Annotated in this window: 26 protein-coding genes, 1 tRNA gene, 1 rRNA gene and 1 pseudogene; 23 read left to right on the top strand and 6 right to left on the bottom strand. The window is 68.3% G+C overall.

Annotated elements, in window-relative coordinates; all coding sequences use genetic code 11:
- Positions 1-31 precede the first annotated feature (31 nt).
- The 3 genes from rrf (at position 32) to AB4Z09_RS11240 (ending at position 2,319) form a co-directional block, all read left to right on the top strand.
- Positions 32-148 (top strand): 5S ribosomal RNA (gene rrf / locus AB4Z09_RS11250).
- 60 nt (positions 149-208) lie between these two features.
- Entirely contained in the window at positions 209-1,309 is a 1,101-nt protein-coding gene (locus AB4Z09_RS11245) for a hypothetical protein (protein ID WP_397484742.1), read from the top strand.
- Positions 1,306-2,319 (top strand): HAD-IIA family hydrolase, encoded by a 1,014-nt coding sequence (locus AB4Z09_RS11240; RefSeq protein ID WP_442239736.1) that lies wholly within the window; start codon positions 1,306-1,308, stop codon positions 2,317-2,319. The genes AB4Z09_RS11245 and AB4Z09_RS11240 overlap by 4 nt, the downstream gene beginning before the upstream one ends.
- Before the next feature lie 81 nt (positions 2,320-2,400).
- On the opposite strand, the gene AB4Z09_RS11235 is transcribed toward AB4Z09_RS11240, so the two are convergent.
- On the bottom strand, positions 2,401-2,577 hold the full coding sequence (locus tag AB4Z09_RS11235) for a hypothetical protein (protein WP_174910494.1): 177 nt from the start codon (positions 2,575-2,577) through the stop codon (positions 2,401-2,403).
- A gap of 43 nt (positions 2,578-2,620) precedes the next feature.
- Here AB4Z09_RS11235 and AB4Z09_RS11230 point away from each other — a divergent pair, with 43 nt between their 5' ends.
- From AB4Z09_RS11230 to AB4Z09_RS11140, 19 genes and pseudogenes are all read left to right on the top strand, one after another.
- The gene (locus AB4Z09_RS11230; RefSeq protein WP_442239735.1) at positions 2,621-3,481 is read left to right on the top strand and encodes a TlyA family RNA methyltransferase; all 861 of its coding nucleotides are present in this window, start codon (positions 2,621-2,623) and stop codon (positions 3,479-3,481) included.
- A complete protein-coding gene (locus tag AB4Z09_RS11225) occupies positions 3,478-4,431 on the top strand; it encodes an NAD kinase (RefSeq protein ID WP_114723491.1) in 954 nt (317 codons plus the stop codon). The genes AB4Z09_RS11230 and AB4Z09_RS11225 overlap by 4 nt, the downstream gene beginning before the upstream one ends.
- A 2-nt stretch (positions 4,432-4,433) precedes the next feature.
- Positions 4,434-6,212 carry a DNA repair protein RecN gene (gene recN / locus AB4Z09_RS11220; protein ID WP_174910490.1) on the top strand — a complete coding sequence of 593 codons (1,779 nt, stop codon included), beginning with the start codon at positions 4,434-4,436 and terminating at the stop codon, positions 6,210-6,212.
- A gap of 101 nt (positions 6,213-6,313) precedes the next feature.
- On the top strand, positions 6,314-7,498 hold the full coding sequence (gene steA, locus AB4Z09_RS11215; RefSeq protein WP_114723586.1) for a putative cytokinetic ring protein SteA: 1,185 nt from the start codon (positions 6,314-6,316) through the stop codon (positions 7,496-7,498).
- Positions 7,495-8,439, top strand: coding sequence for a copper transporter (locus tag AB4Z09_RS11210; protein ID WP_114723493.1), 945 nt, complete (start codon positions 7,495-7,497; stop codon positions 8,437-8,439). The genes steA and AB4Z09_RS11210 overlap by 4 nt, the downstream gene beginning before the upstream one ends.
- A 145-nt stretch (positions 8,440-8,584) precedes the next feature.
- Positions 8,585-10,303, top strand: a complete 1,719-nt coding sequence (locus tag AB4Z09_RS11205; protein ID WP_114723494.1) for a CTP synthase — start codon at positions 8,585-8,587, stop codon at positions 10,301-10,303.
- 9 nt (positions 10,304-10,312) lie between these two features.
- The gene (locus AB4Z09_RS11200; protein ID WP_174910487.1) at positions 10,313-10,963 is read left to right on the top strand and encodes an NUDIX domain-containing protein; all 651 of its coding nucleotides are present in this window, start codon (positions 10,313-10,315) and stop codon (positions 10,961-10,963) included.
- The gene (xerD, locus tag AB4Z09_RS11195) at positions 10,960-11,889 is read left to right on the top strand and encodes a site-specific tyrosine recombinase XerD (protein WP_442239734.1); all 930 of its coding nucleotides are present in this window, start codon (positions 10,960-10,962) and stop codon (positions 11,887-11,889) included. The genes AB4Z09_RS11200 and xerD overlap by 4 nt, the downstream gene beginning before the upstream one ends.
- 156 nt (positions 11,890-12,045) lie before the next feature.
- On the top strand, positions 12,046-12,936 hold the full coding sequence (locus AB4Z09_RS11190) for a ParA family protein (protein WP_397484746.1): 891 nt from the start codon (positions 12,046-12,048) through the stop codon (positions 12,934-12,936).
- Positions 12,937-12,940: 4 nt separating this feature from the next.
- Positions 12,941-13,771: a segregation and condensation protein A gene (locus AB4Z09_RS11185; RefSeq protein WP_174910483.1), complete on the top strand. Its 831-nt coding sequence runs from the start codon at positions 12,941-12,943 to the stop codon at positions 13,769-13,771.
- Positions 13,768-14,463 carry an SMC-Scp complex subunit ScpB gene (gene scpB, locus AB4Z09_RS11180; protein WP_442239733.1) on the top strand — a complete coding sequence of 232 codons (696 nt, stop codon included), beginning with the start codon at positions 13,768-13,770 and terminating at the stop codon, positions 14,461-14,463. Before AB4Z09_RS11185 ends, scpB begins: the two co-directional genes overlap by 4 nt.
- 12 nt (positions 14,464-14,475) lie before the next feature.
- On the top strand, positions 14,476-15,426 hold the full coding sequence (locus tag AB4Z09_RS11175) for a pseudouridine synthase (protein ID WP_174910482.1): 951 nt from the start codon (positions 14,476-14,478) through the stop codon (positions 15,424-15,426).
- Positions 15,423-16,115 (top strand): (d)CMP kinase, encoded by a 693-nt coding sequence (gene cmk / locus AB4Z09_RS11170; protein ID WP_174910480.1) that lies wholly within the window; start codon positions 15,423-15,425, stop codon positions 16,113-16,115. Before AB4Z09_RS11175 ends, cmk begins: the two co-directional genes overlap by 4 nt.
- Positions 16,112-17,554, top strand: a complete 1,443-nt coding sequence (gene der, locus AB4Z09_RS11165; protein WP_174910478.1) for a ribosome biogenesis GTPase Der — start codon at positions 16,112-16,114, stop codon at positions 17,552-17,554. The genes cmk and der overlap by 4 nt, the downstream gene beginning before the upstream one ends.
- Before the next feature lie 186 nt (positions 17,555-17,740).
- Positions 17,741-17,814: transfer RNA gene (locus AB4Z09_RS11160), tRNA-Pro, on the top strand.
- A gap of 320 nt (positions 17,815-18,134) precedes the next feature.
- On the top strand, positions 18,135-18,323 hold the full coding sequence (locus AB4Z09_RS11155; protein WP_442239732.1) for an enoyl-CoA hydratase: 189 nt from the start codon (positions 18,135-18,137) through the stop codon (positions 18,321-18,323).
- A 131-nt stretch (positions 18,324-18,454) separates the two neighbouring features.
- Positions 18,455-18,667, top strand: coding sequence for an enoyl-CoA hydratase (locus AB4Z09_RS11150; RefSeq protein ID WP_442239731.1), 213 nt, complete (start codon positions 18,455-18,457; stop codon positions 18,665-18,667).
- A 200-nt stretch (positions 18,668-18,867) separates the two neighbouring features.
- Positions 18,868-18,999 carry a hypothetical protein gene (locus AB4Z09_RS11145; protein ID WP_442239730.1) on the top strand — a complete coding sequence of 44 codons (132 nt, stop codon included), beginning with the start codon at positions 18,868-18,870 and terminating at the stop codon, positions 18,997-18,999.
- A 720-nt stretch (positions 19,000-19,719) separates the two neighbouring features.
- Positions 19,720-19,788, top strand: a pseudogene (locus AB4Z09_RS11140) (transposase); the annotation flags it as partial.
- Between the two features lie 68 nt (positions 19,789-19,856).
- Here AB4Z09_RS11140 and AB4Z09_RS11135 read toward each other — a convergent pair.
- Positions 19,857-20,456 (bottom strand): TetR family transcriptional regulator, encoded by a 600-nt coding sequence (locus AB4Z09_RS11135; protein WP_442239729.1) that lies wholly within the window; start codon positions 20,454-20,456, stop codon positions 19,857-19,859.
- Between the two features lie 77 nt (positions 20,457-20,533).
- Here AB4Z09_RS11135 and AB4Z09_RS11130 point away from each other — a divergent pair, with 77 nt between their 5' ends.
- Positions 20,534-21,469, top strand: coding sequence for an aldo/keto reductase (locus AB4Z09_RS11130; RefSeq protein ID WP_114723504.1), 936 nt, complete (start codon positions 20,534-20,536; stop codon positions 21,467-21,469).
- A gap of 90 nt (positions 21,470-21,559) precedes the next feature.
- Here AB4Z09_RS11130 and AB4Z09_RS11125 read toward each other — a convergent pair whose 3' ends face one another.
- Genes AB4Z09_RS11125 through AB4Z09_RS11110 form a run of 4 tightly spaced genes read right to left on the bottom strand, consistent with a single transcriptional unit; the run spans position 21,560 to position 24,060 of the window.
- Positions 21,560-21,775, bottom strand: coding sequence for a hypothetical protein (locus AB4Z09_RS11125; protein ID WP_429516189.1), 216 nt, complete (start codon positions 21,773-21,775; stop codon positions 21,560-21,562).
- Between the two features lie 10 nt (positions 21,776-21,785).
- Positions 21,786-22,286 (bottom strand): DUF732 domain-containing protein, encoded by a 501-nt coding sequence (locus AB4Z09_RS11120; protein ID WP_114723506.1) that lies wholly within the window; start codon positions 22,284-22,286, stop codon positions 21,786-21,788.
- A gap of 50 nt (positions 22,287-22,336) precedes the next feature.
- Positions 22,337-22,807 carry a GyrI-like domain-containing protein gene (locus tag AB4Z09_RS11115; RefSeq protein ID WP_442239728.1) on the bottom strand — a complete coding sequence of 157 codons (471 nt, stop codon included), beginning with the start codon at positions 22,805-22,807 and terminating at the stop codon, positions 22,337-22,339.
- Positions 22,804-24,060, bottom strand: a complete 1,257-nt coding sequence (locus AB4Z09_RS11110; protein WP_442239727.1) for a hypothetical protein — start codon at positions 24,058-24,060, stop codon at positions 22,804-22,806. The genes AB4Z09_RS11115 and AB4Z09_RS11110 overlap by 4 nt, the downstream gene beginning before the upstream one ends.
- Between the last annotated feature and the right edge of the window lie 51 nt (positions 24,061-24,111).

Below are 24,111 nucleotides of genomic sequence, written 5' to 3'. Positions count from 1 at the left end.
GGGAATTGAATGTGTGACAGTTTCATAGAGTTACGGCGGCCATAGCGGAGGGGAAACGCCCGGTCCCATTCCGAACCCGGAAGCTAAGCCCTCCAGCGCCGATGGTACTGCACCCGACAGGGTGTGGGAGAGTAGGACACCGCCGAACATCCGTTACCGAAAGGGGACCCAACACACTGGGTCCCCTTTCGTGTTTTGTATGAAAGGAATGGCTGTGTCGGAAAGCAGTGGTGATCGTCGGAACTTCCGCGGAGACGGCACTCACCGTTCCGAAGGACACCAAGGACAGCAGGGAAACCGCGGTGGCCGCCCGTCGGATCGTCAGGGTTCACGTGACGACCGGCGTCAGGCGCCGAGCGGTGGGCAGGACCGTGCCGGCCGCCCCAACGGTGGCGGAGGCCAGTGGCGCGATCGCGACGATCGGCGCACCGAGAATCGCGGCGAGTACCGCGGTGGCGACAGTCGCACGGGCGATGCCCGCGGTGAGCGTCGCGGTGACGACCGTCGGCAGTTCGACAGTCGTGGTGACGACCGTCGCGGGACCGGCGGCGCCCCGCGCCGTCGTGGCGGCGAGGGCGGCTTCGGTCCGGCACGTGGCCGCGAGTCCATGGGCCCGAACCGTCGTGACGCTCGCCCCGACGAGCCGGATCTGCCTGACGAGGTCGAGGCCGGCGAGCTCGATCCCGCAGTACGCCGGGATCTGCTGAGCCTGGACAAGAACAATGCGAATGCGGTTGCCCGGCACCTGGTGATGGCCGGTCGGCTGATCGAGGACGACCCGCGTCTGGCACTCGCGCATGCCCGTGCCGCACGCCAGCGCGCCGGACGTATCGCGGTGGTTCGTGAGACCGCAGGAATCACGGCCTACCACGCTGGTGAGTGGGCCGAGGCACTGTCCGAGTTGCGTGCAGCCCGCCGGATGTCGGGTGGGCCGGGATTCCTCGCGGTCATGGCCGACTGCGAGCGGGGTCTGGGTCGTCCCGAGCGTGCCATCGAGCTGGGTCGCAGCGACGAGGCTCGGGCGCTCACCGGTGAGGACGCCAGCGAACTGCGGATGGTCGTCGCGGGTGCACGCATGGATCTGGGGCAGTTCGACCAGGCCGTGGTGACGCTGCAGACTCCGGATCTCGACGCGTCGCGCTCGGGTGCGGCTGCGGCCCGTCTGTTCTACGCGTACGCCGACGCGCTCGTCGCGGCCGGCCGGATCGAAGACGGACTCAAGTGGTTCCTCAACTCGGCGGCCGCCGATCTCGACGGTGACACCGATGCGGAGGAGCGTGTGGCCGAGCTGACCGGAGACGGTCAGTGACGGAGGCAGTGGGTGTCCCACTCCGCGCGGGGTACGACGTGTTGCTGCTCGACCTCGACGGCACCGTCTACCAGGGGCCGGAGGTCATTCCGGGTGCGCGGGATGCCCTCGACGCGGGCGACGAGCGTCAGCTGTATGTGACGAACAACGCCAGCCGGAGTCCTGCAGAAGTCGCCGCTCATCTGCGTGACCTCGGCTTCCATGCTGCGGACTCGGACGTCGTGACGAGCTCGCAGTCGGCGGCGCGCTTGCTGTCGGAGCGTCTCGCTCCCGGTGCAGCCGTCCTCATCGTTGGGACGGACGCACTCGCGGCCGAGGTCGAGAACGTCGGTCTCCGTGCCGTCCGGCGGTTCCAGGACGAGCCGGTCGCCGTCGTGCAGGGGCACTCGCCTGCCACCGACTGGGTGATTCTCGCCGAGGCCACGTTGGCAATCCGGGCGGGTGCGTTGTGGATCGCCGCGAACGTCGACACGACGCTCCCGACCGAGCGCGGGTTGGTGCTGGGCAACGGATCGATGGTTGCCGCGGTGCGGACCGCCACCGGGCGGGAGCCGATCGTCGCGGGCAAGCCCGCTTCTCCGTTGATGGAGGATGCGCTGAATCGTGCGGGCACCGGACGGCCGCTCGTCGTGGGCGATCGCCTCGACACCGATATCGCCGGCGCGAACGCGGTGGGTGCCGAATCGTTGCTGGTCCTGACCGGGGTGAGCACGACAGCCGATCTGCTGCGCGCCGACGAGACGCACCGTCCGACCTACGTCGCCGAATCGCTGGACGCTCTCAACCGTCCGGCTTCGGCATCTGCGGTCGGCACTCGGCCGGGGTGGCGGGTGGAGTTCGTCGGGGGAGACCTCGTGATCCACGCTGCTCCCGGTGTCCCGGACGGGACTCGCACGGGCGCGTTCCTGTCGGTTCTCGCTGCCGCGTGGCGGCATCCCGAGTTCGTCCGTGTTCGCGCCGGTGACGACACGGCGCGCGCCGCCGTGTCGTACCTTCTGGGCGAGATGTGACGCCGCGACCGGTCGGGTCACCGGCCGGTCGCAGGTGGTCTGTTGTCGGGCGAATGGGCTAGGTTTGCAGCGATGAGCACGTCAGTACCACTTCCAGGCCAACACCTCCCGGACGCCGGCGGCGGAGCCGATCCGGCGGGCGTCCACCGCCGTGTCGACGAGCTGCTGTTGCAGCTCGGGGACGCGTCCGGTAGCTCGCCCCAGTCTGGTGATGCCGAGGAACTCGCACGTCAGGCACAGATTCTCGAACGGGCTCACGATGTTCTCGTCGAGTCCCTGGCAGCAGTGGACAAGGTCTGAGGTGGCACGTCGAGCAAGAGTCGATGCGGAACTCGTGCGGCGGGGGCTCGCTCGCTCACGTGAGCATGCGGTCGAATTGATCTCGGCCGGACGCGTCCTCATCTCGGGGAACGTGGCAACCAAGCCGGCGACCGCGATCGAGGCCGGCACGCCGCTGCTCGTGACCGACGTCGACGAAGAGATCTCGTGGGCGTCGCGCGGTGCACACAAGCTGATCGGTGCGCTCGACGCGTTCATGCCCGAGGGACTCACGGTCGAGGGTCGGCGGTGCCTGGATGCGGGCGCCTCGACCGGCGGTTTCACCGACGTTCTCCTGCACAACGGTGCACGTGAAGTTGTCGCCGTCGATGTCGGCTACGGCCAGCTCGTGTGGCGGCTCCAGTCCGATGATCGTGTCCACGTGATCGACCGGACCAACGTCCGATCCATCGATGCGGAGACCATCGGAGGTCCGGCCGACCTTGTGGTGACCGACCTGTCGTTCATCTCACTCAAACTGGTTCTGCCGGCACTGGTCGCCTGCGCCGCCGAGGGCGCCGATCTGGTGCCGATGGTCAAGCCTCAGTTCGAGGTCGGCAAGGAACGTGTCGGCACCGGTGGCGTGGTCCGCGACCCCGAGCTGCGTGCGAGCGCGGTGCTCGAGGTTGCGCAGGCCGCGGCCGAACTCGGGTTGCGGACGGTCGGGGCAGTGGCGAGCCCTCTGCCGGGGCCGTCCGGCAACGTTGAGTACTTCCTCTGGCTGCGCAAAGACGTCACCGCCGTCGCCACCGGCACCRCACCGGCCGAGATCGGGGGAGCCGGCGGTCCCGAGCCGTCGGTGGAGGACCTCATTCGTCGTGCCGTTCAGGAAGGTCCACAGTGACCGATACCCCCGCGACCGCCGGCCAGGAGGTCGCCGCGCCGCGCCAGATTCTGCTGGTCGCCCATTCGGGCCGTGCCGAGATCACCGAAACGGCCCGTCGTGTCGCGGCCATCTGTGCCCGCGCGGGCATCGCGTTGCGACTTCTCGAGAACGAGGTCGATCTGGAGCGGGTCGAATCACTCGGGACGGGGTCGGACCGGCCTGACGTCTCCGTGGTACCGGAAGGGCCGGGTGCTGCCTCGGATTGCGAGATGGTGATCGTGCTCGGCGGCGACGGCAGCTTCCTGCGTGCGGCCGAGCTGGCGCAATCCGCGGATGTCCCCGTCCTGGGGATCAATCTCGGGCGGATCGGGTTCCTCGCCGAGGCGGAGGCCGAGCACCTCGAGGCGGCGATGGAGCAGGTGGTGCGGCGCGAGTACCGCATCGAGCACCGGATGACACTGGACGTGATGGTCCGGATCGAGGACCGGATCGTCCAGCGCGGATGGGCGCTCAACGAGGCGAGTATCGAGAACCGGTCCCGGCTCGGCGTGCTGGAAGTGGTCCTCGAGGTCGACGGCCGTCCGGTCTCTTCGTTCGGCTGTGACGGAGTGCTCGTCGCGACACCGACCGGATCGACGGCGTACGCTTTCTCTGCCGGCGGACCGGTCGTGTGGCCGGAACTTGAAGCGCTGCTGGTCATTCCGAGCAACGCGCATGCGTTGTTCGCGCGTCCACTGGTCACCAGTCCCGAGTCGATCGTCGCCGTCGAGACGGTGGCGGACAGCCACGACGGCCTCGTGTTCTGCGACGGACGGCGCACGCTGGAACTGCCGGCGGGTGCCCGCGTCGAGGTGATACGCGGCAAGGATCCGATCCGCTGGGTCCGTCTGGATTCCGCGCCGTTCGCGGACCGGATGGTGCGCAAGTTCGATCTTCCGGTGACGGGGTGGCGAGGGAGGAAGCGGTAACTGTGCTGGCGGAGATTCGGATCGACAACCTCGGAGCCATCTCGTCGGCCTCCGCTCAGTTCCACGCAGGCCTGACGGTACTCACGGGTGAGACCGGCGCCGGCAAGACCATGGTCGTCACCAGCCTGCATCTGCTCAGCGGTGCGCGCGCCGACGCCGGACGCGTGCGCGTGGGCGCGGCGCGTGCGGTCGTCGAGGGCCGGTTCACCGTCGACGACTCCGCCCCACAGGTCGACCGCGAGGTTGCGCGACTGCTCGAGTCGTGCGGTGCGGAGCGGGACGAGGACGGCAGCATCATCGCGGTGCGCACCGTGGGCGGCGACGGACGGTCCCGAGCTCACCTGGGCGGGCGCAGTGTCCCGGCCGGCGTGCTCTCCGAGTTCACCGACCCGCTGCTCACCGTGCACGGGCAGAACGACCAGCTGCGCCTCCTGCGGCCGGATCAGCAGCGTGCCGCGCTCGATCGGTTCGCGGACAAGACGATCGGCCCGCTGCTCACGCGCTACCGCAAGCATCGAGCCGAGTGGGTCGAGGCGCGGACGGAGCTGATCGAACGGACCAGCCGGACGCGGGAACTCGCGCAGGAGGCCGATCAGCTGACGTTCGCGCTCGAGGAGATCGACCGTGCCGCGCCGACACCGGGCGAGGACACCGACATTGTCACCGAGGTGCGCAGGCTCGGTGATCTCGATTCGTTGCGTTCGGCCGCCGAGGGCGCGCAGGCCGCGCTCGCCGGCGTCGACGACGACGCGCTGGGCGGAGCGTCGGCGGCCCTCGACCTGTTGGGTGAGGCCCGCTCGCGGATCGAGTCGTCGGACGATCCGGCCCTGGCGGGACTGGGGCCGCGGCTGGGCGAGGCGATCGCTGTCGTCGCGGACGTTTCGGGCGAGCTGTCCGGGTACCTGTCCGGGCTACCGAGCGATCCCGGTGCGCTGGACACTCTGCTGACCCGTCAAGCCGAACTGAAGGCACTGACGCGTAAGTACGCGGCAGACATCGACGGTGTGCTGGCGTGGGCCGACACGGCCCGTGAGCGGCTCGCGAAGATCGATGTCTCTGCGGACGCGCTCGCGGACCTGTCTGCTCGCGTCGACGAGACCGCGAAGCTCACCGCGGAGGCCGCGGTGAAGCTGACGGCCGCCCGCACGAAGGCGGCGACGAAGCTCGCGAAGGCGGTCAGCGATGAGTTGGCCGGTCTCGCGATGGGACGGGCCGCGCTCGACGTGTCGGTGCGGGCCCGCGAGGCCGGACCCAACGACTCGGCGCCGCTGGCGGTCGACGGCCGGGAACTGCATGCCGGAGCGTCCGGGGTCGACGAGGTGGAGTTTCGGCTGGCCGCGCACAGCGGAGCCCAGGCACTGCCGATCAGCAAGAGCGCGTCGGGCGGTGAGTTGTCCCGCGTGATGCTCGCGCTCGAGGTGGTGCTCGCGGGCTCGGATCGGGGCGCGACCATGGTCTTCGATGAGGTGGACGCCGGTGTGGGCGGCCGCGCGGCGGTGGAGATCGGACGTCGCCTCGCTCGTCTCGCGCGGACCCATCAGGTCATTGTCGTCACTCATCTGCCGCAGGTGGCGGCCTTCGCCGACACACACCTCGTGGTGGACAAGACCGACGACGTGCGCCGCGGCGTCGACAGTGGTGTGCGCACCCTGACCGAGGACGATCGGGTGGTCGAACTCGCTCGCATGCTCGCCGGCCTGGACGACACGGAGACCGGCCGCGCGCACGCCGAGGAGTTGTTGTCGATCGCGGGGCAGGAGCGCAGTACCGCCCACGCATAGCACGAAAACCGACTTTTCTGTTGGTATAGCTGTGACGGGTGTGGTAGTTGATACGGCGCGCCTCCACGATCATCCGCGTGCGACGGGCGATCATCGAGGTCATGAAGATGCCGGCGCTGCTCTCCCGAAAGACCGAATCCCTACCCGGAATCAGTGGCATCGCTCGAGTCGACCGCGACACCACCAAGTTGCTGCGTCGCGTCGGACACGGCGACATCGTCGTCCTCGACGAGATCGATCTGGACCGCGTCACGGCGGACGCCCTGGTGGCCGCCGGCGTGCTGGCGGTCGTCAACGCGTCCCCGTCCATCTCGGGTCGCTACCCGAACCTCGGTCCCGAGGTGCTGCTCGCCAACGGCATCGTGCTGGTCGACTCGGCCGGGACGGAGATCTTCAAGGCGATCAAGGACGGGTCGAAGATCCGCCTGCACGAGGGCAGTGTCTTCGCCGGTGACCGTGCCCTGGCGAAGGGTGAGGAGCAGACCGAGGCCGAGATCTCCGATCGCATGATCGAGGCCAGGACCGGGCTGGTCGACCATCTCGAGGCCTTCTCGGGCAACACGATCGAGTTCATCCGTTCCGAGAGTCCGCTGCTGATCGACGGCGTCGGCGTGCCGGACATCGACGTCGACCTCGAGGATCGCCATGTCGTGGTCGTGGCCGACGGACCGGACCACCAAGCCGATCTGAAGGCTCTCAAGCCGTTCATCAAGGAGTACTCACCGATCCTCATCGGTGTCGGCGCCGGCGCCGACACCCTGACGAAGGCGGGATACCGCCCCGACCTGATCGTCGGCGATCCCGAGGACATCACCGCCGAGACCCTCAAGTGCGGTGCCGAGGTTGTGCTGCCGGCCGACCCGGACGGTCACGCGCAGGGACTGTCCCGGATCCAGGACCTCGGCATCGGCGCGATGACGTTCCCGGCGTCGGCGTCGCCGTCGGATCTGGCGCTGCTGCTGGCCGACCATCACGGCGCGTCGCTCATCGTCACGGTCGGCAGCACCGTCTCGCTCGACGAGTTCTTCGACCGCGGCCGCCGCGATACCAACCCGGCGGCCTTCATGACGAGGCTCAAGGTCGGGCCCAAACTGGTGGACGCCAAGGCCGTGGCGACGTTGTACCGCAGCCGGGTGTCCGGCGCGGCGATCGCGCTGCTGGTGCTGGCGGCGCTGACCGCGGTGATCGTGGCGCTCGTCGTCTCGAACATCGGCGGTGACGCAATGGACTGGGCAATCGACACGTGGAACAGCTTCGCGCTGTGGGTTCAGGGGCTGTTCAAGTGATTTCGATGCGTCAACATGCCATCTCCATAGCGGCGATCTTCCTGGCACTCGCGATCGGCGTCGTGCTGGGTTCCGGGCTGCTGTCGAACGGGATGCTCTCCGGGCTGCGGGACGACAAGGCCGAGCTGCAGAACGAGATCGAGGATCTGAACCAGGAGAACAACCAGCTCGGCGAACAGCTCATGTCGGCGGACGGTTTCGACTCCGCCGTCGCGGACCGAATCGTCCGCGACACCCTCGCGCAGCGTTCGGTGATCCTCGTCACGACGCCGGATGCCGATCCTGCCGACATCGACGGGATCAACCGTGTCGTGGCCCAGGCCGGTGGCGCGATCACCGGTCGCGTGTCGCTGACCAAGTCGTTCGTCGACTCCGTCAACGGCGATCAGTTGCGCACGACGGTGACGAACATCATTCCAGCGGGCATCCAGTTGCGGACCGGCGCGGTGGACCAGGGCAGTCTGGCGGGAGACCTGCTGGGCTCGGTGCTGCTCCTGAACCCGCAGACGGCGCAGCCGCAGACCACTCCCGAGGAGCGCGGTCTGGCGCTCGAGACGCTGCGTGGCGGCGGCTTCATCGACTACGACGGAAACGTTCAACCTGCACAGTTGGCGGTTGTGCTGACCGGTGAGGGGGATCCCGAGAACACCGGCGGTAACCGGGGCGCGGTGATCGCACGGTTCGCGGGAGCGCTCGACGGGCGTGGCGCCGGCACCGTGCTGGCAGGCCCACCGGCCGCCGCGGAGGGCAGTGGGCCGATCGCGGTGGCTCGTGCGGACGCGGCCGTCTCGGCGGTGCTCACCACGGTCGACAACGTCGATCGGGAGTCGGGTCGAATCACGACGGTGCTGGCGCTCCAGGAGCAGCTCGGAGGCGGTTCCGGACGGTACGGGACGGGTCCCGGCGCCACCGCGGTGACCGTCGGCGCGCCGACGCCGTAGGACAGGTGTGACGCCTGTCGCTCCCGAACTGGAGCGTCGTGCGAGGCGGCCGGGCGAGAAGGTGTTACCGTGAAGTCCCGTGGGTCGGCAGGCCCCAGAACGCTCAACTCAGACCAAGTCCTGCACAGTCGTCACGGGAGCCCCTTTGCCACAGTCACGCATCCAGTCGCGTAGCGCCACCAAGCACATCTTTGTGAGCGGGGGTGTCGCCTCCTCTCTCGGTAAGGGATTGACCGCTTCCAGCCTCGGTGAGCTGCTCACCGCGCGCGGACTGCGCGTGACGATGCAGAAGCTCGATCCCTACCTCAACGTCGATCCCGGAACGATGAACCCGTTCCAGCACGGCGAGGTCTTCGTCACCGAGGACGGCGCCGAGACCGACCTCGACGTCGGACACTACGAGCGGTTCCTCGACCGCGACCTCAACGCGTTCGCGAACGTGACGACCGGTCAGGTCTACTCCGCGGTCATCGCCAAGGAGCGCCGCGGCGAGTACCTGGGCGACACCGTCCAGGTCATCCCGCACATCACCGACGAGATCAAGAGCCGCGTCCTCGCGATGGCCGGCCCCGACGCCCAGGGCCAGGTGCCCGACGTCGTGATCACCGAGATCGGTGGCACCGTCGGCGACATCGAGTCCCAGCCGTTCCTCGAGGCGGCCCGCCAGGTGCGCCACGACGTCGGCCGGGAGAACGTCTTCTTCCTCCACGTGTCGCTGGTGCCGTACCTCGGCCCCTCCGGTGAGCTCAAGACCAAGCCGACGCAGCACTCGGTGGCCGCGCTGCGCAACATCGGTATCCAGCCGGACGCGCTGATCCTGCGCTGCGATCGTGACGTCCCGCAGGCGCTCAAGGCGAAGATCGCGCTGATGTGCGACGTCGACGTCGACGCCTGCATCTCCACGCCCGACGCGCCGTCGATCTACGACATCCCGAAGGTGCTGCACAGCGAGGGACTCGACGCCTACGTCGTGCGTCAGCTCGGCCTGCCCTTCCGTGACGTGGACTGGACGGTGTGGGGCGACCTGCTCGACCGCGTGCACAACCCGCGCGAGACGGTCCGCGTCGCGCTGGTCGGCAAGTACGTCGACCTGCCGGACGCCTACCTGTCCGTCACCGAGGCACTGCGCGCCGGTGGTTTCGCGCACCGCTCCAAGGTCGAGATCTCGTGGGTTCCGTCCGACGAGTGCGAGACCGAGGAAGGTGCCCAGGCCGCGCTCGGCGAGGCCGACGCCGTCCTGATCCCCGGCGGTTTCGGTATCCGCGGCATCGAGGGCAAGCTCGGCGCGATCCGCTTCGCCCGCACCCGCCAGATCCCGCTGCTGGGCCTGTGCCTGGGCCTGCAGGCCGTCGTCATCGAGGCGGCGCGCTCGGTGGGTCTGAAGGACGCGAACTCCGAAGAGTTCGATCCGGACACCAAGCACCCGGTCATCTCGACGATGGCCGACCAGGAGCACATCGTCGCCGGCGAAGCCGACCTCGGCGGCACGATGCGCCTGGGCGCCTACCCGGCGGTGCTGGCCAAGGGATCGGTCGTCGCGAAGGCGTACGACAGCGAGAACGTCTCCGAGCGGCACCGTCACCGCTACGAGGTCAACAACGCGTACCGCGATCGCATCGCCAAGAGCGGTCTGCAGTTCTCCGGCACGTCGCCGGACGGCCATCTCGTCGAGTTCGTCGAGCTGCCCGCGGACAAGCACCCGTTCTTCGTTGCGACGCAGGCGCATCCGGAGCTCAAGAGCCGTCCGACCCGTCCGCACCCGCTGTTCTCGGCGTTCGTCGCCGCTGCCCTCGCCCGCAAGGCAGGTATGCAGGCGCCGGTCGACGCACCGGCCGATCCGGCCACCGCGGACAGCGTCGGATAGCGCACCCGTATGAGCCTGCCGGGGGAGCACGAGTTCGACACGGTCGACTCACGCGACGTGTACAGCGGGGCGATCGTGGCCCTGCGCGTGGACCGGGTCGCGATGCCCGGCGGGCGAGAAGCTGATCGGGAGGTCGTCGAGCATCACGGGGCAGTAGCCGTCGCGGTGCTCGACGACACCGACCGGCTGGTTCTGATCAAGCAGTATCGGCACCCGCTGGGCCGCCGACTGTGGGAGCTACCGGCCGGTCTGCTCGACGAGCCCGGTGAGGTGCCGTTGGATGCGGCGCGCCGCGAACTCGTCGAGGAGACCGGGCTGGCCGCCGACCGGTGGTCGGTGCTGGTCGATGTCGCGTTGTCGCCGGGGTTCACCGACGAATCGGTGCGGGTGTTCCTGGCTCAGGGTCTGCACGACGTCGGACGTCCGGACGCGCACGACGAGGAGGCCGACCTCGAGATCGCCCGCGTGCCGCTCGACGACGCGGTGGCGATGGCACTGCGCGGCGAGATCGTCAACGCGACCGCGGTGTCGGGGATCCTCGCGCTGGCGGCGGCCCGCGCACGCGGTGCGGTCCTGCGCCCGGCCGACGCGGACTGGGTCGACCGGCCCGAGACGTTCGCGCGACGCAAACACGCCGGGGCGGACCGCGGACCGGCATGACGGCGCTCGGCGGACAGATCGACACGTACCTGGACCACCTGGCCGTCGAGCGCGGTGCCGCGCGCAACACCCTCAGTTCATACCGGCGCGACCTGGACCGGTATGCGCGGTTCCTCGCGGACCGCGGCATCGAGGATCTGCGATCGGTCGATGAGGCCGATGTCAGTGAGTTCGTGGTGTCCCTGCGCAAGGGTGACCCCGAGAGCGGAACCGTCCCGCTCGCCGCGAGTTCGGCGGCGCGGGCGTTGATCGCGGTCCGCGGTCTGCACCGGTTCGCGGCCGCCGAGGGGGTGACGTCGGTGGACGTCGCCCGGGCCGTGAAACCGCCTACCCCCGGCCGTCGTCTGCCCAAATCGTTGTCCCTCGACGACGTGCTCGCGGTCCTGGACGCGGCCGGTGGCGACGGCGCCTCCGACAACCCGCGCACTCTCCGCGACAGGGCGCTGCTCGAGTTGCTGTACTCGACCGGTGCGCGGATCTCTGAGGCGGTGGGACTGGACGTCGACGACCTCGACACCGAGTCTCGCGCGGTGCTGCTGCGGGGCAAGGGCGGCAAGGAACGCGTCGTCCCCGTCGGCCGGCCCGCGATCGCCGCGATCGACGCCTATCTGGTGCGGGGACGCCCCGCGCTGTCGGTGCGGGGCACGCCGGCGCTGTTCCTCAACATCCGCGGCGGCCGGTTGTCCCGGCAGAGCGCGTGGCAGGGCCTGCACACCGCAGCCGAGAAGGCCGGCATCACGGTCGCGGTGTCGCCGCACACGCTGCGGCACTCGTTCGCCACCCACCTGCTCGACGGCGGCGCGGACGTGCGCGTCGTCCAGGAACTCCTGGGCCACGCCTCGGTCACCACGACGCAGATATACACCATGGTCACGGTGGGTGCCCTCCGTGAAGTGTGGGCGCAGGCCCACCCCCGCGCACGTTGACGCGGTTGCGTGTTGGCAGTCGTTTGAGATCACGAAGCGGTAGCGTTACGGCATCAGCTATCGACAGGACGGGATCAACAGGACGGGGAGCATCGGACCGTGGTGACACCGCAGCCGCCTGAGGCGGAGCCAGCGCACCCGTATTCCAGGGGCGCGCTGTCATATGCAGAGAAGATCGAGATCGGGCAGGGCATCGAGACCGAATCGGAGGCACCGTTGGGGCCCACCGGACGCCCGCTGCGCGAGGTTCCCGAACCGGCGCCGGTCAGCGGTCACGGGCCCGCCCGGATCATCGCGATGTGCAACCAGAAGGGTGGCGTCGGCAAGACGACGTCGACGATCAATCTGGGCGCCTCGCTGGCCCAGTACGGACGCCGCGTGCTGCTGGTGGATCTCGACCCGCAAGGCGCCTTGTCCGCGGGCCTCGGTGTGGCACACCATGATCTGGATCTGACGGTCCACAACCTGCTGGTGGAGCGCACGTCGATCGACGACGTCCTGATGCGCACCCGGATCGACGGACTGGATCTGCTGCCCAGCAACATCGACCTCTCGGCCGCCGAGATCCAGCTGGTCACCGAGGTGGGTCGTGAACAGACGCTCGGACGCGTGCTGCACCCGGTGCTCGACCGCTACGACTACGTGCTGATCGACTGCCAGCCGTCGTTGGGGCTGCTCACCGTCAACGCGCTCGCGTGCGCCGACAGCGTGATCATCCCGATGGAGTGCGAGTACTTCTCGCTGCGCGGTCTCGCGCTGCTCAACGACACCGTCGACAAGGTCCGGGACCGACTCAATCCCCGGCTCACGCTCGAGGGCATCGTCGTGACGATGTTCGACAGCCGGACGCTGCACGCTCGCGAGGTGATGTCGCGGGTCGTGGAGGTGTTCGGTGACCTGGTGTACGACACGGTCATCAACCGGACTGTGCGGTTCCCCGAGACCAGCGTGGCGGGGGAGCCGATCATCACGTGGGCCCCCAAGTCGGGCGGCGCCGAGGCCTACCGGGCGCTTGCCCGCGAGGTGATCCACCGTTCCGGCCGGTAGCGATGTGAGTACCGATGTCGCAGCGGCGGCGCCGGCCGAGCGGTCGGCCGGAGAGCAGTCGGGTTTCCGGCTGCGCCTGCGCAATTTCGAGGGACCGTTCGATCTGCTGCTGACGCTCATCAGCCAGCACCAGTTGGATGTCACCGAGGTGGCGCTGGCGGAGGTGACCGACGAGTTCATCTCGTACACCCGCGGCCTCGGCAGTGAGATGGGTCTGGATCAGACCACCGAGTTCCTGGTGGTGGCGGCGACCCTGCTGGATCTGAAGGCGGCACGACTGCTGCCCGCCGGCGAGGTGGACGACGACGAGGACCTGGCTCTGCTCGAGGCCCGCGACCTGCTGTTCGCGCGGCTGCTGCAGTACCGCGCCTACAAGCAGGTGGCGCAGCTGTTCGGAGAGCTCGAGACCGCCGCCCTGCGCCGCTATCCGCGGTCGGTGTCGGTCGAGGACCGATTCGTCGGGCTGCTGCCGGAGGTGCTGCTGGGTGTCGATCCCCGGCAGTTCGCGGAGATCGCCGCGACCGCGTTCCGACCGCGCCCGGTTCCGACCGTCGGACTGGATCACCTGCACGTCCCGACGGTGTCGGTGCCCGAACAGGCGGTACGGATCCTCGAGTTGCTCCGTGCGCGCGGCGCCGGCGTCTGGGCCCCGTTCGGGGATCTGATCGTCGAGTGTGAGAGCCAGGTGCAGATCGTCGCGCGGTTCCTGGCGCTGCTCGAGCTCTACCGGGAGCGATCGGTGCTGTTCGAGCAGCCCGAGCCGTTGGGGGATCTGCTGGTGAGCTGGACCGGCGAGGAAGTGTCGGCACCCGCGAGTGAGGAGGACTACGAATGACGTCGATCGATGCGGACGACATGAGCCCGTTCGAGGACGAGTTCGTCGAACTGCCCGACGACCGACTCGCTGCCGCGCTCGAGTCGATGCTGCTGGTCCTCGATACTCCTGCCGCCCCCGCGACCCTCGCGTCGGCGCTCGGGCTGCCCGAGGCCCGGATCGAGACGATGCTGCGGACCATGTCCGCCGACTTCACCGCCCGCGGCAGCGGCATCGACCTGCGGTACGCCGGTGACGGCTGGCGGTTCTACACCCGCAACGAGTTCGCTCCCTACGTCGAACGCCTGCTCCTCGACGGTGCCCGCTCCAAGCTGACCCGTGCCGCGCTCGAGACGCTCGCCGTGATCGCCTACCGGCAGCCGCTGACCCGGGCCCGGATCAGTGCCGTCCGCGGCGTCAACGTCGACGGCGTGATCCGCACCCTGCTGGCGCGCGGTCTGATCACCGAAGCGGGCCCTGATCCGGACACCAATGCCACCACGTACGCGACCACCGAACTGTTCCTCGAACGTCTCGGCTTGGCGTCTCTGACCGATCTGCCGCCCATCGCGCCCCTTATTCCCGACGTCGATGTGATCGATGACATCGCTGAGAGCCTCGAAGCCGACCCGCGATTTGCGAGAATGGACAACGCAACACCTTCGACGGGGTCGGCAAACGCGCTGCACCCCGAGATCGACCCAGATAACTGACAGGGATCAAAAGTGAACAAGCCCGCTCGCCGAGATGGCACACCGGACCGCAAGAAGAAGCCGACGACAGGCCGGCCCGACGCTTCGGCAAAGAAGCCGCTGAACAAGCGTGGAAAGCCGAAGTCGACAAAGCCGCAGCGCGCCCAGGCGCCCGCGCCCAAGATCAGCAACGCCAAGCCCGCCCGCAACCAGTACGCGGAGGTCGATCGTGATCTCGCGCCCTTGAAGGGTGACGGGGTGCGGCTGCAGAAGGTACTCGCGCAGGCCGGTGTCGCCTCCCGCCGCGCAGCCGAAGAACTCATCGACCAGGGCCGAGTCGAGGTCGACGGCCGCATCGTCGTCGAACAGGGCCTGCGGGTCGATCCCGAGAACGCGATCGTCCGCGTCGACGGTATCCGCGTGGTCGTCAAGAAGGACCTCGTCCACATCGCCCTGAACAAGCCGCGTGGCTGGCAGTCCACGATGTCCGACGACCTGGGACGCCCGTGCATCGGTGACATCGTGTCCGAACGCGTCTCCGCCGGTCAGCGCCTCTTCCACGTCGGCCGGCTCGACGCCGACACCGAAGGCCTGATCCTGCTGACCAACGACGGCGACCTCGCGCACCGGCTGATGCACCCGTCGTACGAGGTGCCCAAGACGTACCTCGCCACCGTGCAGGGTGTCGTCGACCGCAACGTCGGCAAGCAGCTCAAGGCCGGTGTCGTGCTCGACGACGGCCCCGCCACGGTCGACTCGTTCGCCGTGATGGACATCAACGGCGGCAAGTCGCTGGTGAAGATCGTCCTGCACGAGGGCCGGAAGCACATCGTGCGCCGTCTCCTCGATGCCGTCGGGCACCCGGTGGTGCGTCTGGTCCGCACCGACATCGGTGCCGTCGCGCTCGGCGACGGGCGCCCCGGCACCCTGCGCGTCCTCGGCCGCGGCGAGGTCGGCGGCCTCTACGGGGCGGTGGGTCTGTGACCGCACCGACCCCACTGGTTGTCGCGATCGACGGCCCGTCGGGCACCGGTAAGTCGAGCGTGTCGCGTCGTGTCGCGACGAGCCTCGGCGCCCGCTACCTCGATACCGGTGCGATGTACCGGATCGCGACGCTGCACGTGCTGCGCCGCGGTGTCGACGTGACGGATCCCGCGGCGATCGCGGCGGCGACGGCGTCGCTGCCGCTGACGATCGGGACCGATCCGCAGACCGACGGCGTGCAGCTCGACGGTGAGGACGTCACCGACGAGATCCGCGGTGCGGCCGTCACGCAGGCGGTGTCCGCAGTGTCCGCGGTGCCCGAGGTGCGGACGTTCCTGGTGGATCTGCAGCGCCGCATCGCGGAGCAGGCCGGCCGGATCGTCGTCGAGGGGCGTGACATCGGTACCGTCGTGCTCCCGGACGCGGACGTGAAGATCTTCCTGACCGCCTCCGCGGCGGCGCGGGCGACGCGACGCAACGCCCAGAACATCGCCGAGGGGCGTGGTGACGACTTCGCCGCCGTCCTGGCCGATGTGCAGCGTCGCGACCACCTCGATTCCACGCGCGCGGTATCTCCGTTGCGTCCCGCGGCGGATTCGGTGACGGTGGACACGAGCGAACTGGGTATCGAAGACGTGATCGGCAGGTTGCTGCTGGTGGTAGGCGACAGAACTGGAGCAGTGCAGTGACCGACGGTTTTTCTGGAGATTCGACGGCGATCGAGTACGCCGGCGACGGAATCTGGAGCGAGGAGTCCGACTGGGACCTCGCGGACTACATCGACGGTGAGGACGGCGAAGACCACATCGCCGTACCGACCCTCGCGGTGGTCGGGCGACCGAACGTCGGAAAGTCGACGCTCGTCAACCGCATCATCGGCCGCCGTGAGGCCGTAGTCGAGGACATCCCGGGCGTGACCCGCGACCGTGTCTCGTACGACGCCAACTGGGCCGGACGCCGGTTCATGGTGCAGGACACCGGCGGCTGGGAGCCCGACGCCAAGGGGCTGCAGCAGTCGGTGGCCCGGCAGGCCGAGCTGGCGATGCAGACCGCGGACGCGATCCTGCTCGTCGTCGACGCCGTCGTAGGTGCCACCGCGACAGACGAGGCGGTGGCACGGGTGCTGCGTCGCTCGAAGACGCCGGTGATCCTGGTCGCCAACAAGGTCGACGACAGCCGCACCGAGTCAGAGGTGGCGTCGCTGTGGTCGCTCGGGCTCGGCGAACCGCGCCCCGTCAGCTCCATACACGGCCGCGGCACCGGCGACCTGCTCGACGACGTCCTCGCCGTCCTGCCGGAGACCCCGCGTGAGGGCACCGGCGGTCAGGGCCCGCGACGGGTGGCGCTGGTCGGCAAGCCGAACGTCGGCAAGTCCAGCCTGATCAACAAGCTGTCGGGCGACGAGCGCTCGGTGGTCCACGATGTCGCCGGTACCACCGTCGACCCAGTCGACTCGCTGGTCGAGCTCGGCGGCAAGGTGTGGAAGTTCATCGACACCGCGGGCCTGCGCAAGAAGGTCAACCACGCCAGCGGGCACGAGTTCTACGCCTCGCTGCGGACCAAGGGCGCGATCGAGGCCGCCGAGGTCGCGATCCTGCTGATCGACGCGTCGAAGCCGATCACCGAGCAGGACCTGCGCGTCCTGAGCATGGTCGCCGAGACGGGTCGTGCGCTGGTGCTCGCCTTCAACAAGTGGGACCTGGTCGACGAGGACCGGCGGCTGATGCTCGAGAAGGAGATCGACCGCGAACTGGTCCGCGTGCCGTGGGCGCAGCGGGTCAACATCTCCGCGCACACCGGTCGCGCCGTCCAGAAGCTCGTTCCCGCGCTCGACACGGCGCTGGAGTCGTGGGACAAGCGCATCCCCACCGGACGCCTCAACAACTGGCTCAAGGAGGTCGTGGCGGCCACGCCGCCGCCGATGCGTGGCGGCCGCCTGCCCCGCATCATGTTCGCGACCCAGGCCGGCACCCGCCCGCCGACCTTCGTGCTCTTCACCACGGGCTTCCTCGAGGCCGGCTACCGCCGGTTCCTGGAGCGTCGCCTGCGTGAAGAGTTCGGCTTCGACGGCAGCCCCGTCCGTATCTCGGTGCGCGTGCGGGAGAAGCGGGACCGCAACAAGCGTTGACGGGTTCCCGGCTCGCACGGGTTTTGCAGGAATCACACCGGAGTTCTTCACCGAACAGGTGTGTGACGACGACAAAACCCGTGCGAGATCGGGTCCGCGATTGCCGAACATTGCCTCTGACCAGGCGATTAGCTTTCGCAAGCGTCACTGTTGTAATCTTCTGAGGCGCCCGAACGAGGGCGTGGACGGGCTGTGGCGCAGCTTGGTAGCGCACTTGACTGGGGGTCAAGTGGTCGCAGGTTCAAATCCTGTCAGCCCGACCGAGGAATACTCAGGTGAGAGTCCATCTCACCTGAGTTTTCTTGTATCTGGGGACATCCTGCGACGCTCTGGCATAAGCGCAGGCCCTCGGGATCGGCGTGGCCGCGGCTCCACTGGTTGTGGGTCGGAATGGCACCGCGATCGGGGCGTGCTTGCGCGGTGCCGCTCCTGTACGGGCGTTGTCGGCGACCACCGGCACTCCGAGCCCATTGCCTCGGGGCGAACAAGACAGGTACTCGAACAGGTAGAAGTACCGTCGCTCCCACCACGTCCGCTAGGGCACGCTCGATGCGTCCTGTTCAACAAGAACGCAGGGAGAGTGACCACGATGTTCCGCGGCCGCAAGACGCTCATCACACTGGACGACGGCGGTTGGTGCTTCGCCAGGCTCGTCGGGCGTCAGCGCCGTGAGTCCGGTGTGCGCGTCGAACTTGTAGGTCCCGCCGCGAGCAAGCTGCCGACCTTCACCGTCGCCGCCCCGAACTGCGGGATCGGCTTCGCTCTGTAGCGAGCGCCGGAGGAGCGTGGACGATGTTGTGCTTCGGTCTCCGATGCGTCAGCGCGGATAGTCGGCTGGTCCGATCCGCCATAGAGATCGCTCGCCCAGCGTTGGCGGGATCGATCATTGCTCTCCGTCCCGTGCTCCGCGGACTTCAGGCCGGGGACGATCGCCCGCGCAGGATGGCGATCGTTGCGCTGGACAGTGGCGCCTGGTGTTTCGGCTGGATCATCGGCGGACTCAGCTCGAAGGGTGCCCGAGTTCGATCCCTCGCTCGCATGCCCGGCGAGAAGTACCCCACCTTCACGCTCGCCGCCCCGGACGACGAGGGCCCCAGCTCTTCGACGGCATGAACTGAGAACGGCGAGAAGCCCCGGCGCGAAGACTATTCGAGTTGGGCTTCGTGCATCGAGGGCCAACGCCCCCTCGGATGTCCCGTCCGCACACTCGCTGATGCTTCCGGCTCCACGTCCTCACTGGGCGAAGCCTCGATGCACCCTGGATCCTCACGGTGCACGTCGCTTTCATCGTTTTGCCGGTTCAAGGTGGGGCCATGGACGAGCTTGTGGAGCAACTCCTGCCGTCCGACGGTCGTACCCGACCGCTGACGCCGGATCAGATCCAGGGCATTGTCGACCAGATCCCGACCTCGAGCGATCTGTACGTGACAACCGCACCGGGTTGATGTCGGCGATGCAGCTGATGCTCGCCGATGTCGATCGGCGGGCGATCGTCGAGGACTACACGCGCCCCGGAGAGAATCTGGCGGGGCCGTTCGCCGAGCAGCTGCTCGAGCTCATCACGTGCCTGGGGATTCCAGCTGTGCGCTCACCGGTCCTTGATCTGGGTGCCACGTCGTGCGGCCCGCGGCGACAGCTGGCCGCTGGGCTGGGCGGATGCCCCGAAAGGATGACTTCGAGGGTGAAGAAGCTCTGTCGAGGTGCGCGGGGAGGATAGTTGGACTAACGTCCAACTCAGTGCTCGCCTCCTGACTCGAGTGGTGGTGACGTCCCGTTCTTGACGGATCCCGGGAAGTTGCAGGCGGTGGCTTCCGCACGCATTTCGAACGCACATTTCGAAAGGGAGCCACCGCCCACCCGGTCGGTGTGACGAGATCGGCGTTACGGCCGGTGATCCGGCCCCGAGCCCCTTGCGGGCGGGTGGGATCACTGGTGCCGCGGCGGACTCTCGCGATGCGGGAGCAACTTCTCTACTCTTCGGCTTCGTCTATCTGTTTGAGCGAGCCATCGAAAGCATGGTTCAACAACAAGCGTGTTCGCTCAGAGCGCGGCCCGCACGACGTCGTGCCGATCGCGCCTCCGTGATCCGCCCTGCCGCAACCGAACTGGCGCTGCACTTCGAATTGGTGCGGTGACCGCAGCTCGCCGCCGGTGGCGCCAAGCTCCTGAAGATCCCCGGTGTCGGTGTCGTGACTGCGGCTCGCATGCTGGCGCGCACCGGCGATCCCACCCGGTTCGTGAACGAGGTGGACAATCCCCTCGCCGGGCCGGCTTCACGGGACGTGGAGCGCTGTAGTCGGCCCTATGTCGGATACTTGGGGGCGAGCGTGGCGAAGGATCGACGGAGGAGCTGCACCGCGTCCATGGTCTCGTCAGGCTCGGCCCAGGTGGTCATCGCAACGTCGAAGCAGGCCAGCGACGCCTGCACCAGTGTCTGTGCTCGCAGTACCGCGAGATCGCCGGCGAGTCGCTCCTGCACGAGCGGGGTGAGCAGGCTCGCCCACAGCAGATGCTTCTCGAGGTTGCGGGCGCGTAGGGACGCTGCGCTCGTCAGAACACGCATGGTCCTCTTGCTTCCTTGTTCGTCCCTGTTCGGTTGAGCCAGCAGGGCTTCGAAGGACACGCGCAGAGAATCCCAGACCGGTTCATCGGCCGGCCGCGCGGCGAAGGCGTCGCGGACGAACTCACCCCAGGGAACGAGGTCGCCGATGACGGCGTCTTCCTTGGCCGGGAAGTAGCGGTGGAAGCTGCGGGCCGAAATGCCCACCTCGGCGGCGATCTGCTCGACGGTGACCGCATCGAAACCCTGCTGGGCGAACAGGTCGATCGCGACCTTGGCGATCCGTGCACGCACGGCCTCGCGCGTGATGTCGCGCAGGCCCGGATTCGGTGAGCTTTCCACGATGGAAGCGTACAGTGTCGAAAGTGTCAGAGACTGACACGTATGACGCATCATGACAATAGACGAAAGGCTTCATCATGGACACTCGCACTCTCGGCCGGCAGGGCCTGACCGCTGCCGCTCTCGGCTACGGGGCGATGGGCACCGCCACGGGTTATGGCCCCACCGACGACACCGAGTCGATCGCCGCGATCCGAAAGGCCCATGAGCTGGGCGTGACGATGTTCGACACCGCCGAGATGTACGGCTGGGGCGAAGGCGAGAAACTGCTCGGACGGGCGCTGGCACCCATTCGCGACGACGTGGTCATTGCGACGAAGTTCGGCTTCACCCGCTCTTTCGGCCTCGACTCGCGCCCGACGCACATCCGCGAGGTGGTCGAGTCCAGCCTGCGCAACCTCCGCGTCGACACGATCGACGTGCTCTACCAGCATCGCCCCGACCCGAACATTCCGATCGAAGACGTGGTCGGCACGATGAAGGAGTTCGTCGAGGCAGGCAAGGTCAAGTATCTGGGGCTGTCCGAGGCGGACGAGTCCACCATCCGCGCCGCGCACGCGGTACACCCGATCTCGGTGCTGCAGACCGAGTACTCGATCTTCGCGCGCGACGTCGAATCCCTGTTCCCCGTCCTCCAGGAGCTCGGTATCGGATTCGTCGCCTATTCACCGCTGGCCCGGGGCTTCCTCAGCGGCGCGGTAGCCTCCCGCGAGAGCTATGACGCCGACGACTTCCGCCAGCACATCCCCTGGTGGGCGCCGGAGAACTTTCACGCCAACATCGCCGTCGTCGACGAGTTGACCGCACTCGCCGGAAGCAAGGGCGCCACGCTCGCGCAGCTGTCACTGGCGTGGCTGCTGACCCGCGAGGACTACATCGTCCCGATCCCGGGATCGCGCAACCCGCAGCGCGTCGACCAGAACGTCACCGCGGCCGAACTGGACCTGACTCCCGACGATCTCGCCATCATCGAGCAGATCGCCCCCACAGGCGGCGTCGGCGGCCGGATGTAGGAAGCCGCACCCCTCGATCGAACGGCCCTCCGGTAGAGGATGCGAACGATGTTCGAATGCGCATCTGCTCGACGGCACACGCGGAAACCCTCAGCGGATGCGGGTGATCGCGTCCGGCCAGTTGTCGTACGTCGCGACGAGGACGTGCATCGGGGCGGCACGGCCGGTGTACCTCCAGACGCCCCACTGCCCACAGTCGTCACCGACGCGGATCTTGCGGACCGCCCACGGAGCGGGTGTTCGAGCGGGCGCCTGGGGCAGCCCGAGGAGGCGGCGCATCGCGTCGTACGAGATCTGTTCGCTCATCGGAACGTGCTCAGACGAAGTCGGGGCAGTACGCGACCGTCGCGGCGCCGAGGACGTTGGTGACCTCGGCGGTGGTGTAGCGGCCGTCACCGAGGTACTCGGTGGTCAGATCGGGCTTACTCTGCCCGCGGTACAGCGAATTGCACATCGACAGACCCATCCGGATCTGATCGCTCTCCGACTTCTCCATCAGCGTGAATTCGGTGATGTACGACAGGAACAGGATGTCCTCGCTGGTGAGGGTGCTGTTCGGTTCGGTCTCGCGCTCGGGCGGTGCGACGACGGCGGGGGAGTCGCCGACGGGGAGCGACGATGGTCCTGCGACGGAAGTGCGCGGTGTCGCATGGGTTGCAGGGACGGCTTCCGTCGGAGCGGCCGAGGTGGTCGCGTCGGGGGTCGGGTGGGCAATGACGACGGGCTCCCCGTCGGTGGGAGTGCCGCTGCAGCCCGTGAGGATCAGAGCAGTGGCGGAGAGAGCGGAGAAGAAGCCGAAGCGGGCCGAGCGGATCACGATGCGGAATCTTGCCCTACCAGGGCGACAAGATCTCTTCCGGGGCGTGCTCAGCTCCCGCTCGCGACGGGCCACACGATCGGCATGATGATCTCGGTGCGGGGCAGGGGGACGTCGGGGTCGTCGAGATAGCATTCCCACGGCTCGCCGGTTGTGGCGTAACCGTGTTCGGCGATCCACTGGGTCAGCGCGATGTAGGCCGACTCGACCGTGTCGTAGCTGCCGACGTGCACTGTGCTCGCGCACCGACCTGCCGGCAGCGCCGCCGACTCGACCCGGCCGGTGGGCTCGATCGTGCGCGCCAGCGGGAAGCCCGCCTCGACGTTCCAGATGCCGTCGGAGCGCGGCCGGAACCGTCCGAACGGTGGGCCGACGATCACGATGTCCTGGGCTGCAGCGGCGCGGGCCACCTCAGCGAACGCCGGGCCCAGGAACGCGGCGATGGAGTCGACGTCGACGTTGCCGTCGACGACGCCGGTCGGTTGTTCGTCGATGTCGCGAATCCGGATGTCGTAGCTCATGATTGCGGGCCCTCGAAACAGCCGTGGTAACCCCGCGCGGCGAACGTGGAGGCGGAACAGTAGGCGACCGTGGGGTAGTACGGCCCCATCGAGACGGCGGGATCGATGTCGCCGGACTGGGACGCCTGGACCGACGTCGGGTAGAAGTCCGGTGACGGCAGCATGTTCCGCAGGATCAGGACCTTCTTCGGGACGTCGGTCGACCCCCACGGCAGCACCGTGACCGTCGAATCCGAGGCCGGCAGGTCCTCGGGGGCGCCAACGACGAACGTGTACCAGCCGTCGTCGTCGACCCGGGTCTGGAAGTCCGCGGCGCACGCCACCACCGGGTACGGCGAGACCAGGTCGTTCTGGCACATCGACCAGTAACGCACCTGACGATCCGGCTCGATCGCGGACACGCCCGCGCGGGTGTCGGGGAACGACGGCGCCTTGCCGCGCACCACGGCGACCCGTCCGAGCCGATGAGTCAACTGGGCGGCGATGTACTTGTTGTCGCCGTTCGGAAACAGGCCCGACGTGCTGGCCGGGTTCACGAACACCGCCTCGGGTGTGTCGCTGCGGAAGGTGCCCGACGCGGCGGTTTCGATCGCCCGGTCGATACCGCGCCGAGCCACATCGGCGACCGGGCCCGAGGACGATTTCGGGTCGAACGGCTGCGAGCACGGCTGCACCAGGACGGTCGCTCCACCGAGCCTGTAGGTGACATCGGGTAGCGGCACGCCGCCGCTGAGCGAGCCTGGATCGTCGGGAACGTAGACCCGGACGATCAGGAAGCCGACCGGCGCGGCGTCGTCCCGCAGGGCCCGAATCTCGTTGCGCGTACGGTCGGCCGGTCCGGACACCAGCGTCGCGTGCCACCGCCGCTGATCGGGTGGCAGCGAACGGTTGTCGGCGTCGGTGAAGGGATTCCCGCTCCCGGGGTCGGGGAGAATCTGGTCGTCCCGCAACGTGTCGATCGTGTCGAGGTCCGTGCCGTAGGTGTTGAGCGAGAAGTAGCGTGCGGACGGGAAGGCGCCGGACATCTCGATGGAATCCCGCGGACCGAGGGCGTAAGGGAGGACCCAGTAGGTGGCGTTGGTATCCGGGAAAGCGACATCGAGCGACTGACCGTCGGACATGAATCGCCACGCACAGGGCGGCGGATCGACGGGCGCGGCAATTGCCGGAGTGGGCGCTGCGACGAGCGCGGCCGCGGCACACAGGGCGGCCGAGCCGCCCAGGACGCGGCGGACGATCGATCGCGGCGACATGCGCATTGCAACCCCCATCGCAGGCCTTCACGATATCGAGGCCCCCGGACG

This window comes from Rhodococcus sp. TAF43 (assembly GCF_052113525.1).
Taxonomy (GTDB): Bacteria; Actinomycetota; Actinomycetes; order Mycobacteriales; family Mycobacteriaceae; genus Prescottella.
The sequence above is the reverse complement of the archived record's forward strand: the minus strand, read 5'-3'. Positions and strand labels throughout refer to the sequence as shown.